At 67.0% G+C, this 23,093-nt stretch carries 13 protein-coding genes and 1 pseudogene; 8 read left to right on the top strand and 6 right to left on the bottom strand.

The features are described 5' to 3' along the window. The 8 genes from FNH05_RS37895 to FNH05_RS08400 form a co-directional block, all read left to right on the top strand. A partial coding sequence (locus tag FNH05_RS37895) for a type IIL restriction-modification enzyme MmeI (RefSeq protein WP_342781541.1) occupies positions 1–1,640 on the top strand: 1,640 nt, incomplete at its 5' end. A gap of 49 nt (positions 1,641–1,689) precedes the next feature. Beyond that, positions 1,690–5,526, top strand: a complete 3,837-nt coding sequence (gene drmA, locus FNH05_RS08430) for a DISARM system helicase DrmA (protein ID WP_144586767.1) — start codon at positions 1,690–1,692, stop codon at positions 5,524–5,526. Then, on the top strand, positions 5,526–7,415 hold the full coding sequence (drmB, locus tag FNH05_RS08425; protein WP_144586766.1) for a DUF1998 domain-containing protein: 1,890 nt from the start codon (positions 5,526–5,528) through the stop codon (positions 7,413–7,415). The genes drmA and drmB overlap by 1 nt, the downstream gene beginning before the upstream one ends. Further along, positions 7,412–8,188, top strand: coding sequence for a DISARM system phospholipase D-like protein DrmC (drmC, locus tag FNH05_RS08420; RefSeq protein WP_144586765.1), 777 nt, complete (start codon positions 7,412–7,414; stop codon positions 8,186–8,188). Before drmB ends, drmC begins: the two co-directional genes overlap by 4 nt. 2 nt (positions 8,189–8,190) lie before the next feature. Further along, entirely contained in the window at positions 8,191–10,185 is a 1,995-nt protein-coding gene (locus FNH05_RS08415) for an N-6 DNA methylase (RefSeq protein WP_144586764.1), read from the top strand. A 6-nt stretch (positions 10,186–10,191) separates the two neighbouring features. Next, the gene (locus tag FNH05_RS08410) at positions 10,192–11,763 is read left to right on the top strand and encodes a serine/threonine-protein kinase (RefSeq protein WP_246127606.1); all 1,572 of its coding nucleotides are present in this window, start codon (positions 10,192–10,194) and stop codon (positions 11,761–11,763) included. A gap of 60 nt (positions 11,764–11,823) precedes the next feature. After that, positions 11,824–13,911 (top strand): UvrD-helicase domain-containing protein, encoded by a 2,088-nt coding sequence (locus FNH05_RS08405; RefSeq protein ID WP_144586763.1) that lies wholly within the window; start codon positions 11,824–11,826, stop codon positions 13,909–13,911. A 6-nt stretch (positions 13,912–13,917) separates the two neighbouring features. Next, positions 13,918–16,632 (top strand): GmrSD restriction endonuclease domain-containing protein, encoded by a 2,715-nt coding sequence (locus tag FNH05_RS08400; protein WP_144586762.1) that lies wholly within the window; start codon positions 13,918–13,920, stop codon positions 16,630–16,632. A 250-nt stretch (positions 16,633–16,882) separates the two neighbouring features. Here FNH05_RS08400 and FNH05_RS40030 read toward each other — a convergent pair whose 3' ends face one another. The 6 genes and pseudogenes from FNH05_RS40030 to FNH05_RS40025 all read right to left on the bottom strand — a co-directional run. Continuing rightward, entirely contained in the window at positions 16,883–17,170 is a 288-nt protein-coding gene (locus FNH05_RS40030) for a DUF4365 domain-containing protein (RefSeq protein WP_144586761.1), read from the bottom strand. 1,163 nt (positions 17,171–18,333) lie between these two features. Then, positions 18,334–18,930 (bottom strand): hypothetical protein, encoded by a 597-nt coding sequence (locus FNH05_RS08390; RefSeq protein ID WP_144586760.1) that lies wholly within the window; start codon positions 18,928–18,930, stop codon positions 18,334–18,336. Between the two features lie 177 nt (positions 18,931–19,107). After that, positions 19,108–19,341 (bottom strand): hypothetical protein, encoded by a 234-nt coding sequence (locus FNH05_RS08385; RefSeq protein WP_144586759.1) that lies wholly within the window; start codon positions 19,339–19,341, stop codon positions 19,108–19,110. 4 nt (positions 19,342–19,345) lie between these two features. Then, a complete protein-coding gene (locus FNH05_RS08380; RefSeq protein WP_144586758.1) occupies positions 19,346–19,738 on the bottom strand; it encodes a hypothetical protein in 393 nt (130 codons plus the stop codon). A 39-nt stretch (positions 19,739–19,777) separates the two neighbouring features. Next, on the bottom strand, positions 19,778–22,540 hold the full coding sequence (locus tag FNH05_RS08375) for a polymorphic toxin-type HINT domain-containing protein (protein WP_281287597.1): 2,763 nt from the start codon (positions 22,538–22,540) through the stop codon (positions 19,778–19,780). A gap of 102 nt (positions 22,541–22,642) precedes the next feature. Beyond that, positions 22,643–22,903: pseudogene (locus FNH05_RS40025) on the bottom strand (transposase); the annotation flags it as partial. Positions 22,904–23,093: the final 190 nt, after the last annotated feature.

Genomic DNA, 23,093 nt, shown 5'->3' with positions numbered 1-23,093 from the left:
GCTCGGTGGAGGCGGCAAAACTGGCTGACGCGGCGGCCAAGGGCACCGGCGAGGTGGACGCCCGCGAGCAGGCCAAGCACTGGCTGGCGACCGACCAGCCGGAGGGCGGGTTCCCCCGCAAGCCGCTGCACTGGCCACTGGTGTTCCCGGAGGTGTTCCAACGCGGCGGCTTCGACGGCATCGTGGGAAACCCGCCGTTCTTGGGGGGGACAAAGATCACGGGACCATTGGGGAAAGCATATCGTGAACATTTGGTTCAAACCATAGCAAACGGAATACGCGCGGGAGGGCGATGTGACTTAGCGGCCTTCTTTGCCCTTCGTGCGCACGCACTCCTCACAAATTCCGGGCAAGCCGGTTTGATTGCAACCAACAGTCTGGCACAGGGCGATACTCGCGAAGTCGGCCTGGAGACTCTCATTAACAATGGTGTGACCATTCGCCAATCTATCAAAAGCGACAAATGGCCCTCAAAATCAGCCGCTATCGAGTACTGCATGGTATGCACAAGTTGCGCACCACTTTGCACCCACGCCGCACGCAAGGCTGACGGTTTGCGCGTTTCGGCAATAACTAGCTCTCTCACCCCGGCTTCTGAAATTGATTCGAACCCTTTTCATCTGACCAACAATGCCAATCTTACCCACGAGGGCTGCAAGCCGCTTGGCATGGGGTTCGTTATGGAGGCTACCCAGGCAAGGAAGTTGATCGATATCGATCCGAAAAATCAAAACGTCTTGTCTCCCTATATCAACGGACAAGATATCAATTCCCGACCAGACTGTTCCGCCAGCCGCTGGGTGATCAACTTTCAAGATTGGCCGGAACATCGAGCCCGTATGTACCGTGATGTCTTTGACATAATCGAACGTGAAGTCAAACCTGAAAGGCAGAGGCGCAGACCGGACGGCAACTTCGTTCTCAGACGCCCTCTACCCGAACGATACTGGCATTACGCGGAGAAGCGGTCCGCAATGACTAAAGCCATCTCGGGCTTGAATAGAGTCGTCGTGATCGCGCGTGTCAGCAAAACGGTCATGCCGGTGATGGTTCCAACCGGCCAGGTGATCAGCGAACAAGTTGTTGTCTTCGCGAGCGATGACACGGCGATGCTGGCGTTGCTGTCGAGTGCGCCGCACTACTGGTGGGCGGTCACCCGTGCTTCGACCCTTGAAACCCGTGTCCGCTACACCCCGTCCGATGTCTTCGAGACCTTCCCACTGCCCGAGTTGACGCAGGAGATGCGGAATCTCGGTGACCGCCTCGACACCTATCGCCGCGACGTGATGCTCACCCGCGATCTCGGGCTCACCAAGACCTACAATCTGGTCTTCGATCCGGCCTGCCAGGACGCCGACATCGTCGAGCTTCGCCGTATCCACAAGGCGATCGACGAGGCCACCGTCCGGGCCTACGGCTGGGACGATCTGCTCGACGGCCTTGATCACGGCTTCCATCCGGCGGGTGTCTACACCCGCTACACGATCGGCCCGGCCGCGCAGCGGGAGATCCTGGATCGGCTGCTGGAACTCAACCACGCCCGCTACGCCGAGGAAAAAGCCAAGGGCCTGCACGACAAGCGCAAGCCGAAGGCCCGCGCGAAGAAGGCCGCCAGCGACGACGAAGCGGCGCTGTTCTGATGCGCGGCCGATCGTCCATTGACCGGCAGACCGAGGAAGGAACCGGCCGATGATCGCGGAACAAGGCGGGATGTTCCCCGACCCGCGCGGTGAGCAGTTGTCGCTGCCCGCGCAGGAAAGCGAACCGGTGAATCCGCTCGACCTGCCGCAGCAGTTCGCCGAGGCCACCTCATACCAGGTGCGGGGCGAGCTCGAGGACTTGGTGCGCCGTGACCTGCTCGGCCCGTGGGACGGTGACACCGAGGAGTTCCCGCCCAACGCGGCGGGCCCGCGCGACCGGTATCTCGTGGGCGCGCTGGGGCCGCGCCCTCAGGCCGTGTCGACGCGGGAGCAGGCCGACCAGGTGGTCGACACCGAAATCGCGGGCAACGGCGACGCCGAGGCGGAACTGCCCGAGGTGCTGTCGCCGCAGACCCTCGGGCGGTTGTGGGCGTCTTCGATGGGGCTGTCCTTCGCGGTGCCGGAGGACGTTGGCGTGGTGCGGGTCATCGCGGAGTGGGGCCGTTACGACAAGCGGGAAACCGAGGATGCCGACGGCAAGAAGCGCACCGTCTGGGCGCGGGAGCCCGTCTCCTACGACCTCGAGGTGCGTCTCGACGCGGAGCCGTCCGAGCGCATCCCGCTGACCGCGGCACATCCGGAGATGCCCGGTGTGCTGCTTGCCGTCGATGTCCGAACCGCGGACGGCAAGCGGGTCGTACAGCTGGCGCTGATCAACGTCCAGACCCAACCGGAGACCCGCGCCGACACGGCGTGGCTGTTCCAGGCGCGGCTCACCGTGACCGCGCTCGACGGTGCCGCTCCCGTTTTCCTGCCCGTCGACGATCCGGCCGACGACGTTCGAAACGTCACCGGCGACTTCGAGGAAACGCACCTCCGGCTGCTGTACCGCAAGCAACGCCGCTACGCGACCGGGCACAATGTCGCGGTCCACGCGCACACCGTCGAACACGAACGCCGCGCCCACAAGCTGGAAACCACCTGGCTGCCCGCCTATGACGTGCCCGCCACCATCGCACCCACCGGGGCGGGAACCCCGCTGGCCGAGGTCGAACTGTCCATGGACACCCTCGCCGACCCGGCCACGGACACCGAGACGTTGCGCTCCGGGCTCGGCCCGCTCGTTACCGGCTATCGGTCCTGGTTGGACGATCGGGCCGCCGAGATCGGCGGCCTGCCGGAGACATTGCGGCCCGCCGCCGAGGACGCCGTGTACCGCGCCCGCACCGTCGCCGACCGGATGCAGGCGGGCATCGACCTGCTCACCGACCCGCGAGAGCCCCGTCACGCCGATGCCTTGGCGGCGTTCCGGTTCGCCAACCGCGCCATGGCGGCGCAGCGGCGGCACACCGCCATCGCGGCGCTGCGGGAGGCTAAGGGCCTCGGCTACGTGGAGGCGGAAGCCGAGATCACCGCACAGGGCGTGAAAGCCGCGTCGTGGCGGCCGTTCCAGCTGGCGTTCGTGCTGCTCAACCTGCCCTCGCTGACCGACCCCGCGCACCCGGAACGCGCCGCCGACCACACCGCGCTCGTCGACCTGTTGTTCTTCCCGACCGGTGGCGGCAAGACCGAGGCGTATCTCGGGCTGACCGCGTTCACCTTCGCCATCCGCCGCCTGCAGGGCGTGCTCGGAAGCGGCGCCGACGCGCGTGACGGCGGAGCCGGGGTTGCCGTGCTCATGCGCTACACGCTGCGCCTGCTGACCGCGCAGCAGTTCCAGCGCGCCGCCGCCCTCGTCTGTGCCGCCGAAGTCCTCCGTCGGGAGGACGAGGCGACGTGGGGCAGCGAGCCGTTCCGCATTGGGCTGTGGGTCGGCGGCGGTGTCTCTCCCAACTGGTACGACGACGCCGAGAAGCAGATTCGGGAAGCGCGCGAGGCGGGCGACGACAAACGCGCCAACGTGCTGCAAACCCTGGCGTGCCCGTGGTGCGGCACCCGGCTGCGCGGGCACCACGACCTGGCCGAGGACGAAACCAGCCGACGAGTGCGGCTGTTCTGTCCCAATGCCGAGGGCAAGAGCGCCTGCCCGTTCTCCCGCACCCACACGCGGGAAGGGCTGCCGATCCTCACCGTCGACGAGGAGATCTACCGCTACGCCCCGAGCCTGGTGATCGCGACCGTCGACAAGCTCGCGCAGCTCCCCTGGCGCGGATTCGCCGGGATCCTGTTCGGCCGGGTCAGCCAGCGCTGCCCTCGGCACGGGTACCGGCACGACGACCTCGACCAGAAGACCGACTGCAAGGCCAAGCACAACAGCAAGGGCGGCCTTCCCGGTGTGGCCAGTGAAGCGGTCACCCGGCTGCGGCCACCGGACCTGATCATCCAGGACGAGTTGCACCTCATTTCGGGTGCGCTCGGCACGGTGGTGGGGCTGTTCGAAACCGCCGTGGACGAGTTGTGCACCTGGCGCTCCCCCGAGGGCACGCCGACCGGGCCGAAGATCGTCGCCTCCACGGCCACCACGAAACGGGCACGAGAGCAGGTGCTCGGGGTGTTCGCCCGCAACCTGTCGGTGTTCCCGCCCCAGGTGACCGACGTGGCCGACACGTTCTTCTCCCGGCAGGTCCCGGTCACACCCGAAACCCCGGGCCGCCGCTACCTCGGGATCTGCGCACACGGGGTGCGACTCAAATCCGCCGAGATCCGGCTCGCCGAGATCCTGCTCATCGCGGGCCAGACCATGTTCGACCGCTACGGGGCACCGGCCGACCCCTACATGACGCTCGTCGGCTACTTCAACGCCACCCGCGAACTCGCCGGGATGCGCCGTTACGTCGATGACGACATCAGCAACCGGGTGCGCCGTCACGGCCGCCGCCGGGGTCTGTCCGACCGGATCGTCACCGCCACCGGCCTGCTGACCGTGCAGGAACTCACCTCCCGCATCTCCTCCGGCGACATCAGCGAAGTCCTCCGACGCCTGGAGATCGGCTTCGATCCCGAACTCGACACCTCCGCGCGCCGTCGCGCTATCGCCGACGACGTCCGGGCGATGATGGCGAGCCGCAGAGACTCGAAGAAGGACCACCACCCGGCGCACCCCCTGAGCGATCGGCAGCGGCAGCGAGGGGACTCCGGCCAGGTGCCCGTGGACGTGGCGCTGGCCACCTCGATGCTCCAGGTCGGCGTGGATGTGTCGCGGTTCGGCCTGATGGTGGTGACCGGGCAGCCGAAGAACACGGCCGAATACATCCAGGCGTCTTCCCGCGTCGGGCGTGACGCGGCGCGCCCCGGCCTCGTCGTCACGCTCTACAACTGGTCACGGCCCCGGGACCTGGCCCACTACGAGGATTTCGAGCACTACCACGCCACCTTCTACCGGCAGGTGGAGGCGTTGTCGGTCACGCCCTACACGCGGCGGGCGCTGGACCGGGGCACCGCGGCCACGTTCGTCGCCGCCGTGCGCAACGCCGAGGAGACCTACTCGCGCAACATCGACGCCCACGACGTGCCGCTGGACGGCGACGTGGTCAACAGGATCGTCCGGCGGCTGCTGGACCGCGCCGAAGCGGTGGCCGGGGAACGCGGGCGCGGCTATCTGGAGGAACGCATCAAACGGCTCAAGGACGTGTGGGAAACCGCCCGGATCGGCAACACCCGCCTCGGCTACACCACGGGCATGTTCGCCAAGCAGCAATTGATCGGCCTGCTGCAGCCGGCGGGTGGCGAGAAATGGGGTGACATGACGGTCGGCATGTCCATGCGGGAGACCGAGAACGAGATCAACCTCGTGCTCCCCGGCGGCGGCACGTTCTTCGAGAGCATCCGAGAAGCCCCGGACTGGTCCTTCGCTCCCCCGACCGAGGAGGAGTCGAGCGAGGACATTCCGGAAGGCGACGAGCTGGGCGAGTCGCAACTGGGCACCCCAGCCGGGAAGGGGAAGTGATGGCCGACCTCTACCGGCGGCGGGTCGGGGCCGTGCGCCCGAGCCACCTGATGTTCACCAGCGGGGTCGGTTCCCTGGTGGATCTGCCGAACTTCTCCGTTCTCGTGCGGGGCCTCGACGACTGGAACTACCACGCCATCCCCGACTATCAGCCGATCGCCGAGCCGCGCCTGCTGTCCGCGGTGCAAGGACTGCTGGGCAAGGGAATCAGCCAACTCCGCCCCGCACCATGGCTGCCTGGCCTGGACAAGGACGTGAACAGTGCCGCTTCCCGGGTAGGTGTGCCGACCACGCCGTTCCCCGCGTGGTTCCGCTGCACCGCCTGTAACGAACTGGCGGCACTGGACGGCCCGGCGTTCGGATTCGAAAACGACAACGCCCACCGGCCCCACGACGCCCGCTTCTACCACAAGAACTGCGCACGCAAGAAGCGCAGGCCCCTGGCCGTCCCCGCCCGTTTCGTGCTCGCCTGCACGGCGGGTCACCTCGACGAGTTCCCCTATGTCCACTTCGTACACCGGGGCGCGGGCTGCACCAAGGCCAGCCATCCGCGTCTGCGCATGGACGACCGGGGCGGCAACCTGGGCGCCAACGTCGAGATCCAGTGCATCAACTGCGGTGAACGCCGCAACATCCGGGAGGCTTCCGGTCGGCGCGGCGCCGAGAACCTGCCGCGTTGCCGGGGCCGCCACCCGCACCTGGACCGCTTCGACCCACTCGGCTGTCCCCGCCAGGAACCGCCGAAGATGCTGGTGGTCGGCGCGTCCAACCAGTGGTTCGCGCAAACCCTGTCCGCACTGCACGTGCCCCGGACCGAGGCGAGCGAGCTCCAGACGCTGGTGGAACAGCACTGGACGGCGCTCGCGACGCTTCCGATGGCGATGTACGTGTACGGACGGGAGCACGTACCCGCATTCAAACACCTGGCGAAGTGGACGGACGAGGAGATCGCTGCCGCGGTCGAGCGGCACCGGGCAACTCTCGGCGAGGGACAACAGGCCGAAACCGGCTACCCTGATCTCCGGGCCGCCGAGTGGGAGATCTTCTCCACCGTGCCCACCCCGGAACCGCACGAGGACTTCACGCTGCGCCGGGACCCCTCCGGTATCCCGGTTCCGCTGAAGGAAATCTACAGCGACATCGTGCAGGCCGAGCGGCTGCGTGAGGTCCGGGCGCTGGTCGGCTTCACCCGCCTGGACGCGCCCGACCCCGAGGACCCGGATCTGGTTACCTCCGCTCCGCTGGCGAAGACACCGAGTTGGGTGCCCGCCAGTGAGGTGCGTGGCGAGGGGATCTTCCTGCGCGTCCCCGAAGATCTGTTGAGCGCGTGGGAAGAGCGTGTCGCGGACTCGCCGCAACTGGCCGAGCATCACCAGGCGTACGGTCGATTCCGGGAAAACCGCTTCTCCGACCGGATCTCGGGTCCGTTCGACCGGATGAAGAACTGGCCCGGCCCCCGCTACCTGGCCCTGCACACCCTGTCGCACCTGCTCATCCGGACCATCGCACTGGAATGCGGTTACAGCTCGGCGAGCCTGTCGGAGCGGATCTACGCCGGAAACGCCGACGACCCGCGTGGCGGCATCCTCATCTACACCGCCGTGCCGGACGCCGAGGGCACCTTGGGCGGGCTCGTGTCGCTGGCCGAACCGGACAGCCTGATCCGCCTGACCCGCCGCGCCCTCACCGACGCGCGCCACTGCTCGTCCGATCCGCTCTGCGCGGAACGGCTGCCGCAGAAGCCCGCCGACTTCCTGCACGGGGCCGCCTGCCACGTGTGCCTGTTCGTGTCGGAGACGACCTGCGAACGCGGCAACCGGTTCCTGGACCGCCGGTTCATCGTGCCGATCGACGATCCGGCGCTGGCGCTGTTCCCGGAGATCCCGTGACACGAGCGACCGGATTCGAGCACGCGGTCGCCGCGGTCGCGGCCGGACTCGGTGCCGTTCGCCTGCGGGAACTCGCCGACCAGTTGGCTTCCGGCCGCCCACGGTCGGCGGTGGCCGACGCCGTGCCGGTTCCGGGTTTCGCCGACGCGGCGCGGGTCATCCTCGCCGCACAGCACCGGCACGCGGTGCCCGACGGGGAAGCGGCGGCGTATCTGCGTGGCGTGGCGGCCGGTTTCGTGCAACGCGACGGCGCGGTGAGTGTGGAGTCGGTGTGGAGTGGACCCGCCACCCATCAGGTCCCCGTCCGTGCCACCGCCCGTGTGCTGACGGACGTGGTCGCCGAAGCCGTGTCCGAACTCCTGCTGATGACCTATTCGGCGCGGCCGTACCAGCCTTTGCTCGATGCGCTGGCGGCCGCCGTCCGGCGGAAGGTCGCGGTCACCGTCGTGGTGGAAACACTGGAAGGTGCTGGTGGTGCGCTCGCGGGCGACGAACCGGCTTTGGCCTTCGCGACCGTGCCCGGGATCGAACTGTGGCACTGGCCGGTCACCCGGCGCACCGAGCCGCATTCCCGCATGCACGCCAAACTCGCCGTCGCAGACCGGCGGGTGCTGCTGGTGTCCAGCGCGAACCTGACGCAGTCGGGGGTCGCCAAGAACATCGAGGCCGGCGTGCTGGTGCGGGGTGGCACAGCTCCCCGCCGTGCGGCCGAACACATCGCGGAACTCAAGGCGAGCGGAGTTTTCGCCCGTCTGCCGGACGGAGAGTGGTGACGATGGACGGCAGCTTCCAGCGCGAGGCCGAGGTGGGCGTTCCGACGGTGTCGGCGAGTGACATCGCCCGGCTCAGCGGGGTTCGCAAGGCCGCGGTGAGCAACTGGCGCCGCCGCTACAGCGACTTCCCGGCACCGGTCGGCGGCACGTCCGCCAGCCCGCTTTACTCCCTCGATCAGGTCGAGGCCTGGCTGACCGAGCACGGCAAGGAATACGCGGTTCCCGCCGGGGAACGGATCTGGCCCATGGTCCGGGCCGCCGTGGAGGATCTGCGCCTGGGCGATCTGGTCGGGTCTCTCGGCGCGTTCCTGGTGTTCCACCAGCGTGATCCGCGAGCCTGGCAGAAGCTGGAAGACGAGTCCGACGAGGCTCTCGCGGTCGCCGTGACGGCCGCCATCACCTCGACGGTGCCCGAGCTGCCCACACCGCCTGAGCCGTTTCCCGCGCAGTGGGCCGAACTCCTGCGATCCGTCGCGGACTTCGCTGGCACGAAAGGCCATCGGGCGGCCTTCGAGTTCCTCCGCGAGCGCTACCTCGACGCGCACGCCCGCAGGCTGTCGCTCACGCCGCCGGAACTCGCCACGGTGATGGTGCGGCTCGCCGGAGCGACACGGGGCACCGTGCTGGACCCCGCCTGCGGACTCGGAACCCTGCTCTCCGCCGCACAGGCTGCGGGCGCCGAGCGACTGCTCGGTCAGGACGTCAGCGAAACCTTCGCCCGGATCACCGCGGTCACACTGCTGCTTTCAGCTGCTTCGGCCGACATTGCCGTAGGTGACGCACTCCGATCCGACGCGTACGCCGAAAACCAGGCAGACAGCGTGGTGTGCAACCCACCGTTCAGCGAACGCTCCTGGGGCTACGACGAACTGGCCGCGGATCCGCGCTGGGAGTACGGGCTCCCGCCGCGCGGGGAGCCGGAACTGGCCTGGCTGCAGCATTGTGTGGCCCATGTCCGGCCTGGCGGTCATGTCGTGATCCTGATGCCCGCCGCGGCGGCCTCCCGCCGAGCCGGTCGGCGTCTGCGCGGCAACCTGCTCCGGTCGGGGGTGCTGCGCGCTGTGATCAGCACGCCGGGCACGGGGGCGCCGGCCGCGCCGGGCCCGGACCTGTGGGTATTGCGCAAACCCGCGGACGGTGATCCCGCTCCCTCACGGATGCTGCTCGCCGCGTGCGTGGAAGACCTCGGCTTCGCCGAGCGAGCGTGGCGCTGGTTCGTGGACGGGTCCGGCCAGGCACCTTCCGGGGCCCAGGCGATCGGCATCATCGATCTTCTCGACGACGAGATCGATCTCAGCCCGGCCCGGCATCTCACCTCGGCCACGCCCGTCGACCATGCGGCCGGGTTCCAGTCTGTGCGGACCCGCCTTCCCGAAGCCATCACCAGGCTGAAGGAAGCACTGCCCGAACTCGCCACTTCGGGCGACCGGGTGGAGACCCCGATGACCACCCTCGGCGAGCTGATCAAAGCCGGACTGGTCACCGTGCAGCAGTCCCCGCTGAAAATGGTGACCGGCCGGGGCTCCCTGCGGGTGCTCACGGTCGCGGACGTGCTTGCGGGCCGGTCACCCTCCGAACGCACGAACCAGGTCCCCGGGCTGGTCACGATCCGTCCCGGCGACGTCGTCGTGCCGTTGTTGTCCCGTGAACCGGTCGCGCGCGTGGCGGTCGAGGAGGCCGCGCTCGGCCCGCAACTGCTGCTGTTCACGGCTGAGCGCATGGACCCCCATTTCCTGGCGGGCTATTTGCGGCTGGCCCGCGACACGCGCACCGGCCGGGCGACGTCGACCTCCGGGCGGCTGGACCCCCGCCGGGTACCGATCCCCCTTCTCGACCTGGCCGAGCAGCGTCGATACGGTAAGGCGTTCCGCGAGTTAACGCTCACCGAGGACGCGCTGAGAGAAGTTCGGATGATGGGCGAGGAAACGGTGCGGCTTGGCTTCGCTGGCCTCGCAGAGGGCACGCTCCTGCCCGGCACACCAAGGAACGAGTGTTAGCCAGCTGTGGAAAAGTCACGACAAGGCTCCGACAGCCGCCGGACCCTCATCAACGAGCGTTACGACCTCGAACCGCTGCCGATCGGTAAGGGCGGCATGGGCGAAGTATGGGTCGGCCGCGACGTGCGGCTGGAACGCGAGATCGCCGTCAAGTTCATCCGGTTTCCCGACGGCAACCGCGACGAGGAACTGATCAAGAGATTCGTGCGGGAATCCCGGATCACCGCACGCCTCGAGCATCCGGGAGTGCCCGCCATCTATGACGTGGGTACCACCACCGACGGCCGTCCCTACCTGGTGATGCAGCGTGTCCGCGGGATCAGTGTGTCCGATCTCGTCGCCGAGCACGGGCCGCTGCCGGTCGGCTGGGCGGCGGCGATCGCCGCGCAGACCTGCGCCGTGCTCTCCGTGGCGCATCAGTCGTCCTTGGTCCACCGCGACCTGAAGCCGGGCAACCTCATGCTCACCCCGGACGGCACGGTGAAGGTGCTGGACTTCGGGCTCGCCGTCGCCCTGGACATGGCCGAGGGCTCACAGATCACCCGAAGCGGACAAACCCTGGGCACTCCCGCCTACATGGCGCCCGAACAGGTGCTCGCGACCATGAGCAGCCCGCTCAGCGATCTCTACGCCCTCGGCTGCACCCTCTACGAGATGCTCAGCGGGGAGCAGGTGTTCACCGGTTCCACCGCGTACGCGGTGATGCACGAGCAGGTCAGCAAGCGCCCCCGATCGGTCCGGGATGTCCGGTCCGATGTGCCCGGAGAACTCGCCCGCCTGGTCGCCCAACTGCTGGAGAAGGACCCCGAAGCCCGGCCGGAAGGAGCCAACGCCGTCTACGACCGGCTGCTGCCCTTCGTCACGGGGCTCACACCGCTGGCTGGTGTGCTCAATCCGCCCGCCATCCCCAGCCAGGTCCGGATGTACGCGCGTGTCCTCGGCCAGGTGTTCGCGCACTCCTCCGACACCCCGACGACGACCGACGTCATCCCCGAACAGCCGGTGCGCACGCAGGTCAGCCAGGACCAGCTTCGGCAGGCACGCCGGAAAGCCGGAGAACTGGCGCGCGAAGCCCGGCACTCGCAAGCCGCCGAAATCCTCGCCTCCGTCGTCGAGCCGGCGAGCCGCAGCCTCGATCACCACGACCCGGACTTGCTGGCCGCCCGGCAGGATCTCGCCAACCTGTTGTTCGAAGGCGGTGACGTCCGCGGTGCCGCCCCCGTCTACGAAGGGCTCGCCAGCGACCTGGCCAGGCGCGAGAGTGGGAATCCGTCCTCGGCCTTCCACTGCCGCTTTCGCGCGGCCACCTGCCATGCCCTGCTCGGCGACACCAGCCTCGCCCTGCGCCAACTCCATGCCCTGCTCGAAGACGAAGAGAGGGTCTACGGGCCGGAAGACTTCCGGCCATTGGAGATCCGGCGCCAGATCGGCCTGCTGCAACTCGGGACGCAGGAACCGGACCGGGCGGCCGCGACCCTCACTGACCTGTTGACCGATCTGACCCGTCTGCACGGACCCGATCACCCGCAGACGCGGCGGGTGCGTGACCTGTTGGACGGGCTGGACGGCTCCGCGTAACAGCACGCCAAGTGGAAACGATCACCGGGACAGTGCCCGGTGCGATGGAGGGAGGAGCACATGGCGCGGCTCGCCATCGACCGGGATTTTCTCCGCGACTTTGCGAAGCTGGAGAAGCCAGTCACCGCACGGGTGACGGAGGTCTTCGCTAAATTCGAGCAGGCCACCTACGCGGGGCAGCATCTGGAACCGGTCGTCAACGCGCGCGACAAACGCATGCACACGATCCGCATCGACCGCTTCTGGCGGGGCGTCGTCCTGGCCCCGGACACCGGCGACGTCTACACCCTGCTCAAGGTGCTCCCCCACGACGACGCCTACACCTGGGCAATGCGCAGGCAGGTGTCGGTCAACTCGGTGACGGGCCGGATCGAGATTCGCGACGTCGTGGCGATCGACGGATCGCTGCCCCAGTTGACCATGATGGCCGAACAGCAGCCGGAACGCCTGTTCGCCCACGTCAAGGACGCGGATCTCCGCCGCCTCGGCGTCGACGAGCAGACGCTGGCGTTCGCACGTGCCCTCACCGACCCGGTGCAACTGGACGCCGCACGCGGATTCCTGCCCGGCAACCAGTGGGACGTCCTCTACGGCTTGGCGGCGGGGCTGAGCGTCGAGGAGGTCTGGGCCGAACTGGGCGCGGCACAGACCAGCGAACCGATCGACACCGAAGACGTCGCCGCCGCCGTCGAGCGCAGCCCGGAGCGAATCGTGCTCGCGAACGGTCCGGACGAACTCATTGCCCTGTTCCGCAACCCGTTCGCCCTGTGGCGGGTCTACCTGCATCCCACGCAGCACCGCGTGGCCGCTGCCTCGTTCTCCGGGCCGGCACGGGTCACCGGCGGACCGGGTACCGGCAAGACCGTGGTCGCGCTGCACCGGGCACGGCACCTCGCGACGAACGGCACGGGGCCGGTCCTGCTCACCACGTTCACGTCGACGCTGGCCGTCTCCCTTGCCGCCGGTGTGAAACTGCTGGAGGTGCCGGAGACCGCCGCACCCATCGACGTCCGTCATGTGGACCAGCTGTCCCATCAGGTGTTCAGCGAGCACCACGGCCGGCCTACCTTGCTTTCCCACGAGGAGGAAACGGATCTGTGGCGCGGTATCGCGCGCAGACTCGAGCTTCCGTTCACGGAGGCGTTCCTCGCCGAGGAATGGCGTCAGGTCGTGCTTGCTCAGCAGGTGGATGACGCGGGCGCGTACCTCGAGGCCAAACGCTCCGGGCGGGGACGCCGACTGGGTCCCCGGCAGAAAGCACAGGTGTGGCAAGCGGTCCACGAATTCACCGCTGAGCTCGCACAACGGCAGGTCTGGACTCACGAGACGGTGTGCATCGAGGCGACCCGGCTGCTCGGGCAACGCCCCGACAGGCCTTACCGGCACGTGATCGTGGACGAGGCTCAGGACCTCAACCCGATGCAGTGGCGGTTGCTGCGGGCGCTGGTCGCGCCAGGACCCGACGATCTGTTCATCGCGGGCGACACGCACCAGCGCATCTATGCGAACCGGGTCAGCTTGCGCGAAGTGGGCATCCTCGTGGCCGGACGCTCGTCGAGGCTGACGGTGAACTACCGCACCACGGCCGAGATCCTCGCGTGGAGCCTCGGCATGCTCCACGGAGAGCGGATCGACGACATGGACGCCGGACTGGAAACCATCGCCGGCTACCGCTCCGAGGTCCATGGCGATCTTCCCGCACTGCGCGGGCATCGCACGCGGAATGCGGAGCTGGAAAGCCTGGTGGGCACGGTGCGGGGTTGGCTGGACGCGGGCGTCGCCCCGGGCGAGATCGGCATCGCGGCACGGTCCAACGGGCTGGCCAACTCGGCGCGTGAGGCGCTCGCCGCGGCCGGACTCCCAGTGCGGCCGCTGGCGAAGACCGAGCAGGCGGACGAGTCGATCGGAATCGGCACGATGCACCGCATGAAGGGCCTGGAGTTCCGCTGTGTCGCCGTCATCGGCGTGACGGAGCACCAGGTTCCCGCTTCGGCCGCGGTCACCCCCGCGGCGGAAGACGAAACGATCCACAACCAGGACATGCAGCGCGAACGGTGCCTGTTGTTCGTGGCGTGCACCCGGGCACGGGAGCAGTTGGCGGTCTCCTGGCACGGCAGTCCCAGCCCATTTCTGACCTCGGTGAAGTAGGGGAAGATGACGAAACTGTCCACGATCCTGGACCAGATCGAATCGGGCACGGTGTTGCTGCCCGAGTTCCAGCGGGGATACGTGTGGAACCGGGACCAGGTACGCGGGCTCATGCGATCGCTGTACCTGGGCTACCCGATCGGCGGGCTGCTGTTATGGGAGACCGAGACCGACGGCACGGCAATCCGCGGAGCGTCCGGCGCCGGAGGAACCCGGCTACTTCTCCTCGATGGTCAGCAGCGCATCACCTCCCTCTATGGCGTGATCAGGGGACACGCCCCCACGTTCTTCGAGGGAAACCCTGCAACGTTCACCGGGCTGTACTTCAACGTCGCGGACCAGAGCTTCGAGTTCTACGCACCGAGCAAGATGGCCGGTGATCCCCGATGGGTCAACGTCACCGAATTGTTCCGTGATGGCCCAGTCCCCTACTTCACGGCTCTCACCACCAAGTTCGGCGACGAGATGGACAAAGTCGCCCTTTACCTCGAGCGGCTCAACACCCTGGCCCAGATCAAGGACCACGACTTCTTCGATGAGAAGATCACCGGCCGGGACAAGACGGTCGACGTGGTCGTCGACATCTTCAACCGAGTCAATTCCGGGGGAACTCAGCTGTCCAAGGGTGATCTCGCCTTGGCGCGTATCTGTGCCCAGTGGCCGGAAGCCCGGCATGCGATGCGGGATCACCTGAGCCGGTGGGAGAAGGCCGGATTCACCTTCACCCTGGACTGGCTTCTGCGCAACATCACTGCCGTGGCCAAGGGCCGGTCCGTCTTCTCCGAACTCGGAGATGTCTCCGCATCGGACTTCCAACAAGCCCTGACCCGCAGTGCAGACTACGTCGACAGCTTCCTCAATGCCGTCTCGGGCCGGCTCGGCGTGGACCACGACCGCGTCCTCATGGGTCGCAGCGGAATCCCGGTCATCGCACGGCTGCTACACCGCACCCCGGGTGGCAAATTCACCGACGCCGAGCATCGCGACAAGGTGTTGTTCTGGCACATCCACGCCGGGTTGTGGGGGCGCTTCGCCGGGTCGGTGGAAACCGTCCTGCAACAGGACTACGAAACCCTTGAGCGTTCCGGGATCGACGGCCTGATCGCCAGCCTGGAGCGGTGGCGTGGCGGGAACCTGGACATCCAGGCGCACGATTTCGAGGCGTCCACCATCGGGTCCCGGTTCTACCCCCTGCTGTACCTGCTGACCCGCGTCAAAGGCGCCCGGGATCTGGGCAGCGGACTCCCACTCCGTGCCGAGACACTCGGGAAGCTGTCGTCTCTCCAAGTGCACCACATCTTCCCCAAAGCCGTGCTGTACAAAGCGGGATACGACCGCACCCAGGTCAACGCCATCGCCAACTTCTGCTTCCTCACCCAGGATTCGAACCTCACGATTGGAAAGCGCCCGCCTGAGGACTATTTCGCCGAGGTCGAGGAGAAGCACCCGGGCGTACTCGCCTCGCAATGGATTCCGACCGACCCTGAGCTGTGGCGTGTCGACCGGTACGGCGACTTCCTGGCCGCCCGCCGGGAACTGCTCGCCCAGGCCGCGCAGTCGTTCCTCAACGAACTCCGGACCGGAAAGGCACCCCTGGCTGACACCCCGCTGCAACCGGTCACCGTGACGGTCGAGGAACCCGATGATGCCATCGGGGCGCAGATCGCGTCACTGGTCGCGGACCTTGTCGAGCAAGGCTGTGCTCAGCCTGCCCTGGATGCGGAGATCGCCGACCCCGCCACCGGCAGGCAACTCGCCGTCGCCGAGGCGTACTGGCCGGACGGTCTCCAACCGGGCCAAGGCAAGCCCGTCGTCCTGGAACTGGACGAGAACCCGACGGCCCTGGCCCGCCTCACCGAGTTGGGCTATGAAGTGTTCACCGCCGTCGACGCACTTCGAGGCTACGTGGCACGCCGCAACGAGAACGCCGCCGGAGAACAGCCCACCCCACAGGCGGACTACCAACAGCTGAACGCGGCCGAGTCAGATGGCGCCGGATTCGACAAGGCGATGCATGACATCTACGTCCGTGCCAAGAAGGAGGCCAACTACACGGCGGGCTATTTCCTCAGCCTGCTCGCCGAGCACGGCGCACTCGCGACAGCACGGAAGTTGCTGCATGCCCCAGCCGTATCAGATGGGTTCGCCGCTCTCTGGGAACGCGGTCGTCTCGACCTGACCGTGGAAGCCCTGGTCATCGATCCGCGCTTCGCCGGCCTCTTCACCGAGGCAGAACTCGACATGGCTCGACGCCGCCTCCAGCAGTTTGGCTACCAGCCGTCCACAATCATCGCGGAACCGGACAGCCTGCCTGCTCATGCTGACGAGCCCACTGGGCTCGAACCGCCCGTTTCGGATGGCAGTCAACGCCACAACAAGCGGCCGGTCTCGGAGGTCCTGGCCGACGCCGAGAAGGCCGATGTGGCGGAGATCTTCGGTTCACTCATCATGGTGGCCAAGGAATTCGACCTTCCTCAGGAAGGCTTCCTCAACGGAATCATGATCACTCCTCCGGAGGACCGCCGACAGCACCTGGTCTGGATCGCGCTACTCAAAAGGCCGGGCCGAGCACGAGTCGCCTTCAACCACAAGCGACTAGCGCAGCGTACCGGGATGGCGGAGGAGAACCTTCAACTCCAGCTGCCAACAAGAAACTACGACGCCGCTGACAGCACCAAGGCGGCTGCCACTCTCCGAGAGGTACTGACGAAGTTCAGGTAACGTTGGCGCCGCCGCGCCCGTCGCTGGTCACACAGCCAACGATCCGATCCCAACTTACGTAGGGACGGCCGCCGATTCCGAGTATCACGACCGGCGGCCGAACGGGTAGAACTCAGCACGGGTGCCGATTTTCTCCGGTTCGAACGGGCTTGCGGAGGATGATCAACGCCATGCAGCAGATGGGGCCGCTTCCGCGCACCAATGGACGTGTGCGGTGGTGTCGGCGCGGGGGCATCACCTGACCGCGAATTTACGAACCGGGCGTGAAGTACACCGGAACCCCGGAGCGTTTCCAACGTTGGCGCCAGGATTCATCGATCGGCCAGGTTGCCGTCGGACCGCCCTTCAGCCGGAACTGGCTGGTGCATTTCACCTGCACTCGGGCGGACGCGATCTCAAACTCGACGCTCCCGTCGACAGCGAGGACATCCTCGTCTGGGCTGGTCTCCTGAAAGCCCACCCCCGCTTGGCTGCATACCGCACGAACGTAGGCGACGCCGAATCGCGACTTCGCTCGGTTCGAGTCCAAGGTCGCCATACCGTTCCACGATCGGCCCGCGCCACCAACCGTGATCACTATCGTCTGCCATTGGGAGCACGTTGTGTAGCCGTCATTGGCATGAATTGTCGTGATCCGTTCGGAAGCACCGCCCTGAAATCTGGGCGGTGGATGTCAAGTGGATGTATGCGAGCAATGTCAGGCGAACATCGGGCGTCTCGCTTGCTACCAGCCTCCACCTCCGATGCCACCAGCAGTGGCACCAAACGTCACCGACCCCGACGGCCGAACCCGAAACCGATCTTCTGGAGCGCGGCAGCGACACAACTCCGGAGGTGTCAACTACCGGCATTAGCGTAGGAGTTCAGACTTGATCTGAAACCCCAACCGGCGCCACCGCCACACAACCCCTCCATCAGGACCGTCATCGCCAGCAACAGCCGCCGTAGACACCCAACCGCCCCTATCCGTCGTCAACTGACCGCACCTGCGTATAGATCAACGAGCGTTCAGGTCAGTTCAGTGGCGTTCGTCACAATCAGCGGAGGAGGGGCCATTAAGGCGACCCCATATGCCCTTGCGTCAACGCCGATCCGTGATCGTCTCCTGATTTTCTCCTTCACCCCCTTGTTGACACCCCGCCAGACCACAATGGACAGACAAGCAAGATCCACAACCGGGCGCAAAAAAGCCCGATGACCTGGGCTTTCGCCCAGAGCCAGCGGGCTCTTCAGACCGTCGGGACGACAGGATTTGAACCTGCGACCCCTTGACCCCCAGCACCGGCCCGAGGTATCCAGGGCTCTTTGCGAGCATCTTGATGCGACTGCTGACGAGTTCGTCCGGATCCGGCACTGTCGACAGTTCGCGCCGGTAAGCTTCGGCCTATCCGATCACCGCGCGGGCGATCCGCGCACGGCGATCGGGCTCGATCAACTCGAAGTCCAAGCTGTGCGTGGCACCGGCTACCTCCATAAGGTACTGGTCATGCTCACTCCCAAGGGTCTCCTTGGCACGGGCGCAGATCTCCCGGAGCGTCTGATTACGAAGGCCTTGAGGATCCTGTCGGCAACGACGATGACAGCCACCTCGGAATCCACCTCCGATTTTCCGGAGCCGCAAGCCTGCCGGTCTGCGACTTCTTCCACGTCGACTGCGCGGTCGCCCTCAAGGCGATCGTGACGCGTGATGATCGGCGACAGCTATGTCCACCTGCCCGCGGAAGGCAGCAATTCGAGCAGCGGCCGCCACTCATCGATCTTCCGCACATCCGCTTCGTCCGACAACCGTGGCCGAACCGCGTCCGCAAGAGCAAGGAGGTGCCTCAGCCGCAGCAGACGCACGATCTCCGGGCGGTCCAACGTCTGCCACACGGGCCCGAGCCGCCGCGCCTCGGCGACGCGCTCGGCCGTGACCTCCGCCGAAATCTGCCGAAACAGCCGGTCGGCACTGAACGGCGAGCCGGCTTCGACGGCGATCTCAGCCTCGTCCAGTGTCGCCGAAAGCAGGACCCGGCGCACGAGCACCTCGAAGCGCTCAGCGAGCCCCCGAGCCTCGAGGTAGGTCAGGATGTCGTCGAGGTTGCGCAGGTACCAGCCGATTTCGACACCGGCCAGACTCCTCCGCTCAGCCGAGAGAGACGTCCTCAAATCGGCCCTGAACAGGGTCAGCGCAAGCTGCACCAGGGTCGACCAGGAACGTTCACCCGCGTTCTCGCCGAGCCGGCCGCCCGCTTCCCACCACTGAAGCATACGCCGGATGTCGCCGCGGCTTAGCTCTTCTATTTTCGCGTCCATCATACCTATGACTCACTTTGCGACGACCCTCCCGCCCGACCTCCATCCTCAGGAGATCTGGAGCATTTCCGCGTTTGCGCGGCAAAATACTCCTCGATAGCCATCGCGTTTATCGCCCCTTTTTCGCACAATTCCAGAAACTCCTCGACAAGTATGAGAAGTGTTTTCACGCGACTTTCTTCATTTAATTCCTCGAAGGATCCCGGCTGTCGAGACCAGGGTGCCCGTTGGGGGGCAGTTGACCTTCGCTTCGGCGATGATGGTGCAGCCGCGATCGAGGACCGCTCTGAGGCTGCAGGTCTCGTCGTAGTACTTGCCGATGGGCGCCAGCACACGCCACAGTGCCTTGCCGACATTGACGTCGTCCCTCGTCTCAGCCTCCAAGTCGCGGGTAGCGGTCACATACGCCGCCATCCTGCTACAACTCGTCGAAATCCGCGGCAAACCCGGAAACCTCGTCATATCCGATCGCACCCCACAGTGATCTGACAGCGATCCAAACGGCCCGCACCACCGACCAGTCAACTTCGCCGCCCGCCAGCGTGAGCGTCACGAGTCCATTCATGGACCGAATCTTCCCGGTCGGATCTTCTCCGGCGACCTCGGCGATCATCGCCTCCACTATGGGCGACCCCGCATTGACCTGGATATGACAGCCACTCCGGCCCGGATCGCTGTCGGCCAGGTCGACCTGGCCACCCTCCCAGCGAGTCCCAGAAGTGCGATCACTCAACTGGAGTCGGACGCCATCGACATCCGCCCGCGACATTATCGCATCCAGGGCCTGACGAGCGTCGAGTTCACCGAACATGCAATAAAGGTGGAGCTCGTGCGCCATGTATCGCGCCCCCTAACCCACGTATCTGACCACATCGATATTGAAGCCATATTGTTGACGCAACCACTCGTCCTTGGCTTGCTGAGCAGCATTGTACACGGAACCTCCAGTCTTGGCCTCGACGTAGCCCAGCAACTTCCCGTCACTATCCCACACACCGATATCGAATGTCCGTGGACCATAAGGCGTCTGAAACGTGAGCGCCGCCTTGTCTTCTGCGTCCGTGACGACCGTCCGTCCTCGCTCTCGCAGAAATGCGGCGACATCATTGCGAAACCCGTCTCCCACAGCTTTGTTGAGCAAAATCTGCGCCTGCGGCCCCTCGAGGTCCCGAATCACACCTTTGGTGTCGACGACGAATCGGATACATGCCGCATTGTGTACAAGGACCGGGATTTCTCCAGCAAACACAAAATAACTGTGCAGGCCGTCGACAGTGAGGTTGTAGACCCTGGCCGTCGCCTGCCATTGAACAATTTCCGAAACGACTGCATTTCCACCGTTTCCGTCGTCGAGGACATCACCTCGCCGCAGGTCGCGCACCTCAGTCCATTGCTTGGTGCCGTCTACCCAAAACGGATGGTTTCCAGTGGATTCCACTGTTCCATTCCGTTGGGGCCCCTCGGCGGACGTAACAGAAACCGCCACCAGGGATTTAGGGCCCTCACCAATGATGATGTTGGTGACCGGACGTTCTTCGAGACGGCCCGTCAGTGGATCGCCGGCACGTACAACGTCACCGATCCGAACCTGATCTATGCGCTTCCGCGAGCCATCTCCGAGCAACAGCGGAGTATCCGGCAGAAAACTGTTGGTACAAGCCAGGCCGGTACCAAGGGCGGCGTTGGCGCGCGCGGTGGCGGCGATGCTGGCGGCTTCGTACTGGCCGGTGCGGAGGAACTCGGCGACGTCCCGCGCCGTGCCATTGAGCGCCGTGTTGGCCGCTTCCTTCATCGCCGGGCCGCCGTTGTTGAGCAGCAGCTGCGCGGCGATCCGGTCGTCGTCGGCCTTGCCCTGGTAGTCCCGGGTCCGGAGGAATTCCTTGACCTGGTCGTATGTCCCGGCGAAGGCGGCAAGAGCGGCTTCCTTGAACCGGGCGTTGTCCGAGGTGTCGGCCAGGGTGATCACGCTGGTGCGGTCGTCCTGTTCGATCGCCACAGCCAGGCGCGACGACAGGAACTGCCGCAGTCCCGCCTCGTCGCCGGACAGCGCGGTGGCCGCGGCGGTCCTCGTCCAGGGGCCGCCAGTGGCCATCAGGTGAGCGGCCGCCGTGCGGATGTCGGTGATCGCCAGCGCGGGGTCGGTGGCCGGGTTGGCGGCTTCGTCGAGCAGGCGCTGGGTTTCGGCATCCTTCTGTGCTGCCTCGCCCGCCTTCCAGTCCGCCGCGGCCGTGCGCGCGGCCTCGTCCTGTTTCGCCTGCTGGGCATCGGCGACGGCCTGCTCCTGCTCCGCCTGCAGACGCTGGGCGTCGGCCTGGCGCGAGGTCGTCTCGACCTGCGCCGCCTGGTCCGCCGCGGTGGTCGCCACATCGGCGGATTGCTTGGCCTGCGCGGCATAAGCCGCGGCGGCGTCGGCGTCCTTTTTGGCCTCGTCAGCGGCCTGGGCCGCTTGGTCGGCGGCATTGGCGGCCGCGTCGGCGTGCCCGGCCGCCGCGTTGGCGGCGTCGCGAGCCTGCCGGGCCGCGGCGGCGGCCTGGCCTGCCAGTGACTCGGCCGCGCTCGCGGCACGGTTGGCGCGGTCGGCGGCCGCCTTCGCCGTCGCAGCCGCCTGCTCGGCCCGCGAAGCGTCGGCACCGGCTGATCGTGCGTATCCGGCGGCTTCACTGGCTGCCGACGCCGCGGCGTCGGCGTTGGCGCTCGCGCTCCGCGCGGCACCCGCGGCCTGCCCGGAGGCATCCGCCGCCTGGCCCGCCGCGTTGGCTGCGTCGGCCGCCGCGCGCGCCCCGGCCGCGACGTTGCGCGCGTCGACCGCTGCCTGCCGGGCCTCGACCGCGTGCGCGCCGTCCGCAGCGGCGGCCGACGCGGCCTGGTAGGCCCGGGAGCAGGCCTGCTCCGCCAGCGACGCGGCGGTGGCTGCCTGGGCAGCGGCGTTCGCTGCGATGCGGGAGGCCCGGTTGGCCTCCGAGGCCGCGCTCACCGCTGTCTTCGACGCCTCGGCCGCGCCCCGTGCGGCGTCCGCGGCCCTCGCGGCGGCACCGGCCGCCTGCACCGAAGAGTCCTTGGCCGCCTGGGTTTCCGCCGCCGCCCGCTGCGCGGCGTCCTTGGCCCGCTGGGCGGCGGCGATCGCCCGGCTGGCCGCGTCCTGCGCCTGCTTGGTCTGCTCCGCGGCCCGTGCCCCGGCGTCCTTGGCCAGATTCGCCAGATGCGCGACCGTGGCGGTCTCCTGATCCCGTTCGGCGGCAAGCGCGTAACCGGTGGCCAGGAACGCCTGCACGTCCTCGACCGTGCCGTCCAGCGCCCGCTGCGCCGCCTTCTGCACCTCCGGCCCACCGGTGGTCAGCAACTGGGTGACCTTGATCCGGTCGTCGTCGTTCTGCGCCTGCTGCCGCCCGGAGTCCAGGAACCGGCGGACATCATCGGGAGTACCGTCCAGCGCCTGCTGCCCGGCCTCCCGCACGTGCGGGCCGCCGAGGGTGATGTAGCGGCTGACCTGGACGCGGTCGTCGTCGATCCATGGCTGCTGCCAGCCCGTGGCCAGGAACGCGTGCACGTCGGCGGCCGTGCCGTCCAGCGCGGCCTGCGCCGCGCGCCGGAGCCCGGGACCGGCGAAGGTCAGCAGCTGGCTAGTGCCGCGTCAAGCAACGTTGGGTAGGTAATCGGGGCGGCGGATCTTGGAGTTGACTGCGAAGTGGCGTTTCGGGTGGCAGTGGCGGTTGCGTCAGCGGAGGTATCCGGCGATGGCGGCTTCCTGTGCGGCGTGGCTGGGGTAGTCGCTGCCGTCGAGGGTGAAATAGCGGACAGCGGTGAACTCGCACTCGATCCAGTTCAACCACGAGGCGTTGGTGGGCGTGAAGACCAACTCGATCCCGTTGGCCGCGCACCAGGCCCGGACCTCTGCCTTGCCGTGCGGGCCGTAGTTGTCGCAGACCAGGTAGAGCTTCCCGGCCGGGAAGCGGCAGCGGAGTTGCTTGCAGAAGTCGAGGAACTGCGGCCAGCGCTTGCGTCCGCCGCGCTGCGCCCCTGCACCGAGGCCAGCACAATCCCGGCACGCCGCAGCCGGACCCGGTCCTTCGCCGTCCGCGTGATCTTCACCAGACGCTGCGCCTCTACAGGATCCAGTTCCCGAACGAACACCTCAGGCTGACGACCCACCCCACACCACCTCCAGC

Origin of the sequence: Amycolatopsis rhizosphaerae (assembly GCF_007713715.1) — a bacterium.
GTDB classification, from domain to species: Bacteria; Actinomycetota; Actinomycetes; order Mycobacteriales; family Pseudonocardiaceae; genus Amycolatopsis_E; species Amycolatopsis_E rhizosphaerae.
The sequence above is the reverse complement of the archived record's forward strand: the minus strand, read 5'-3'. Positions and strand labels throughout refer to the sequence as shown.

Excerpts from the sequence above, each read along its gene's own strand:
- drmA (WP_144586767.1), top strand. The coding sequence starts at position 1,690 with ATGATCGCGGAACAAGGCGGGATGTTCCCCGACCCGCGCGGTGAGCAG.
- drmB (WP_144586766.1), top strand. The coding sequence starts at position 5,526 with ATGGCCGACCTCTACCGGCGGCGGGTCGGGGCCGTGCGCCCGAGCCAC.
- FNH05_RS08415 (WP_144586764.1), top strand. The coding sequence starts at position 8,191 with ATGGACGGCAGCTTCCAGCGCGAGGCCGAGGTGGGCGTTCCGACGGTG.
- FNH05_RS08405 (WP_144586763.1), top strand. The coding sequence starts at position 11,824 with ATGGCGCGGCTCGCCATCGACCGGGATTTTCTCCGCGACTTTGCGAAG.
- FNH05_RS08400 (WP_144586762.1), top strand. The coding sequence starts at position 13,918 with ATGACGAAACTGTCCACGATCCTGGACCAGATCGAATCGGGCACGGTG.
- FNH05_RS40030 (WP_144586761.1), bottom strand. The coding sequence starts at position 17,170 with ATGGCGACCTTGGACTCGAACCGAGCGAAGTCGCGATTCGGCGTCGCC.
- FNH05_RS08390 (WP_144586760.1), bottom strand. The coding sequence starts at position 18,930 with ATGATGGACGCGAAAATAGAAGAGCTAAGCCGCGGCGACATCCGGCGT.
- FNH05_RS08385 (WP_144586759.1), bottom strand. The coding sequence starts at position 19,341 with ATGGCGGCGTATGTGACCGCTACCCGCGACTTGGAGGCTGAGACGAGG.
- FNH05_RS08380 (WP_144586758.1), bottom strand. The coding sequence starts at position 19,738 with ATGTTCGGTGAACTCGACGCTCGTCAGGCCCTGGATGCGATAATGTCG.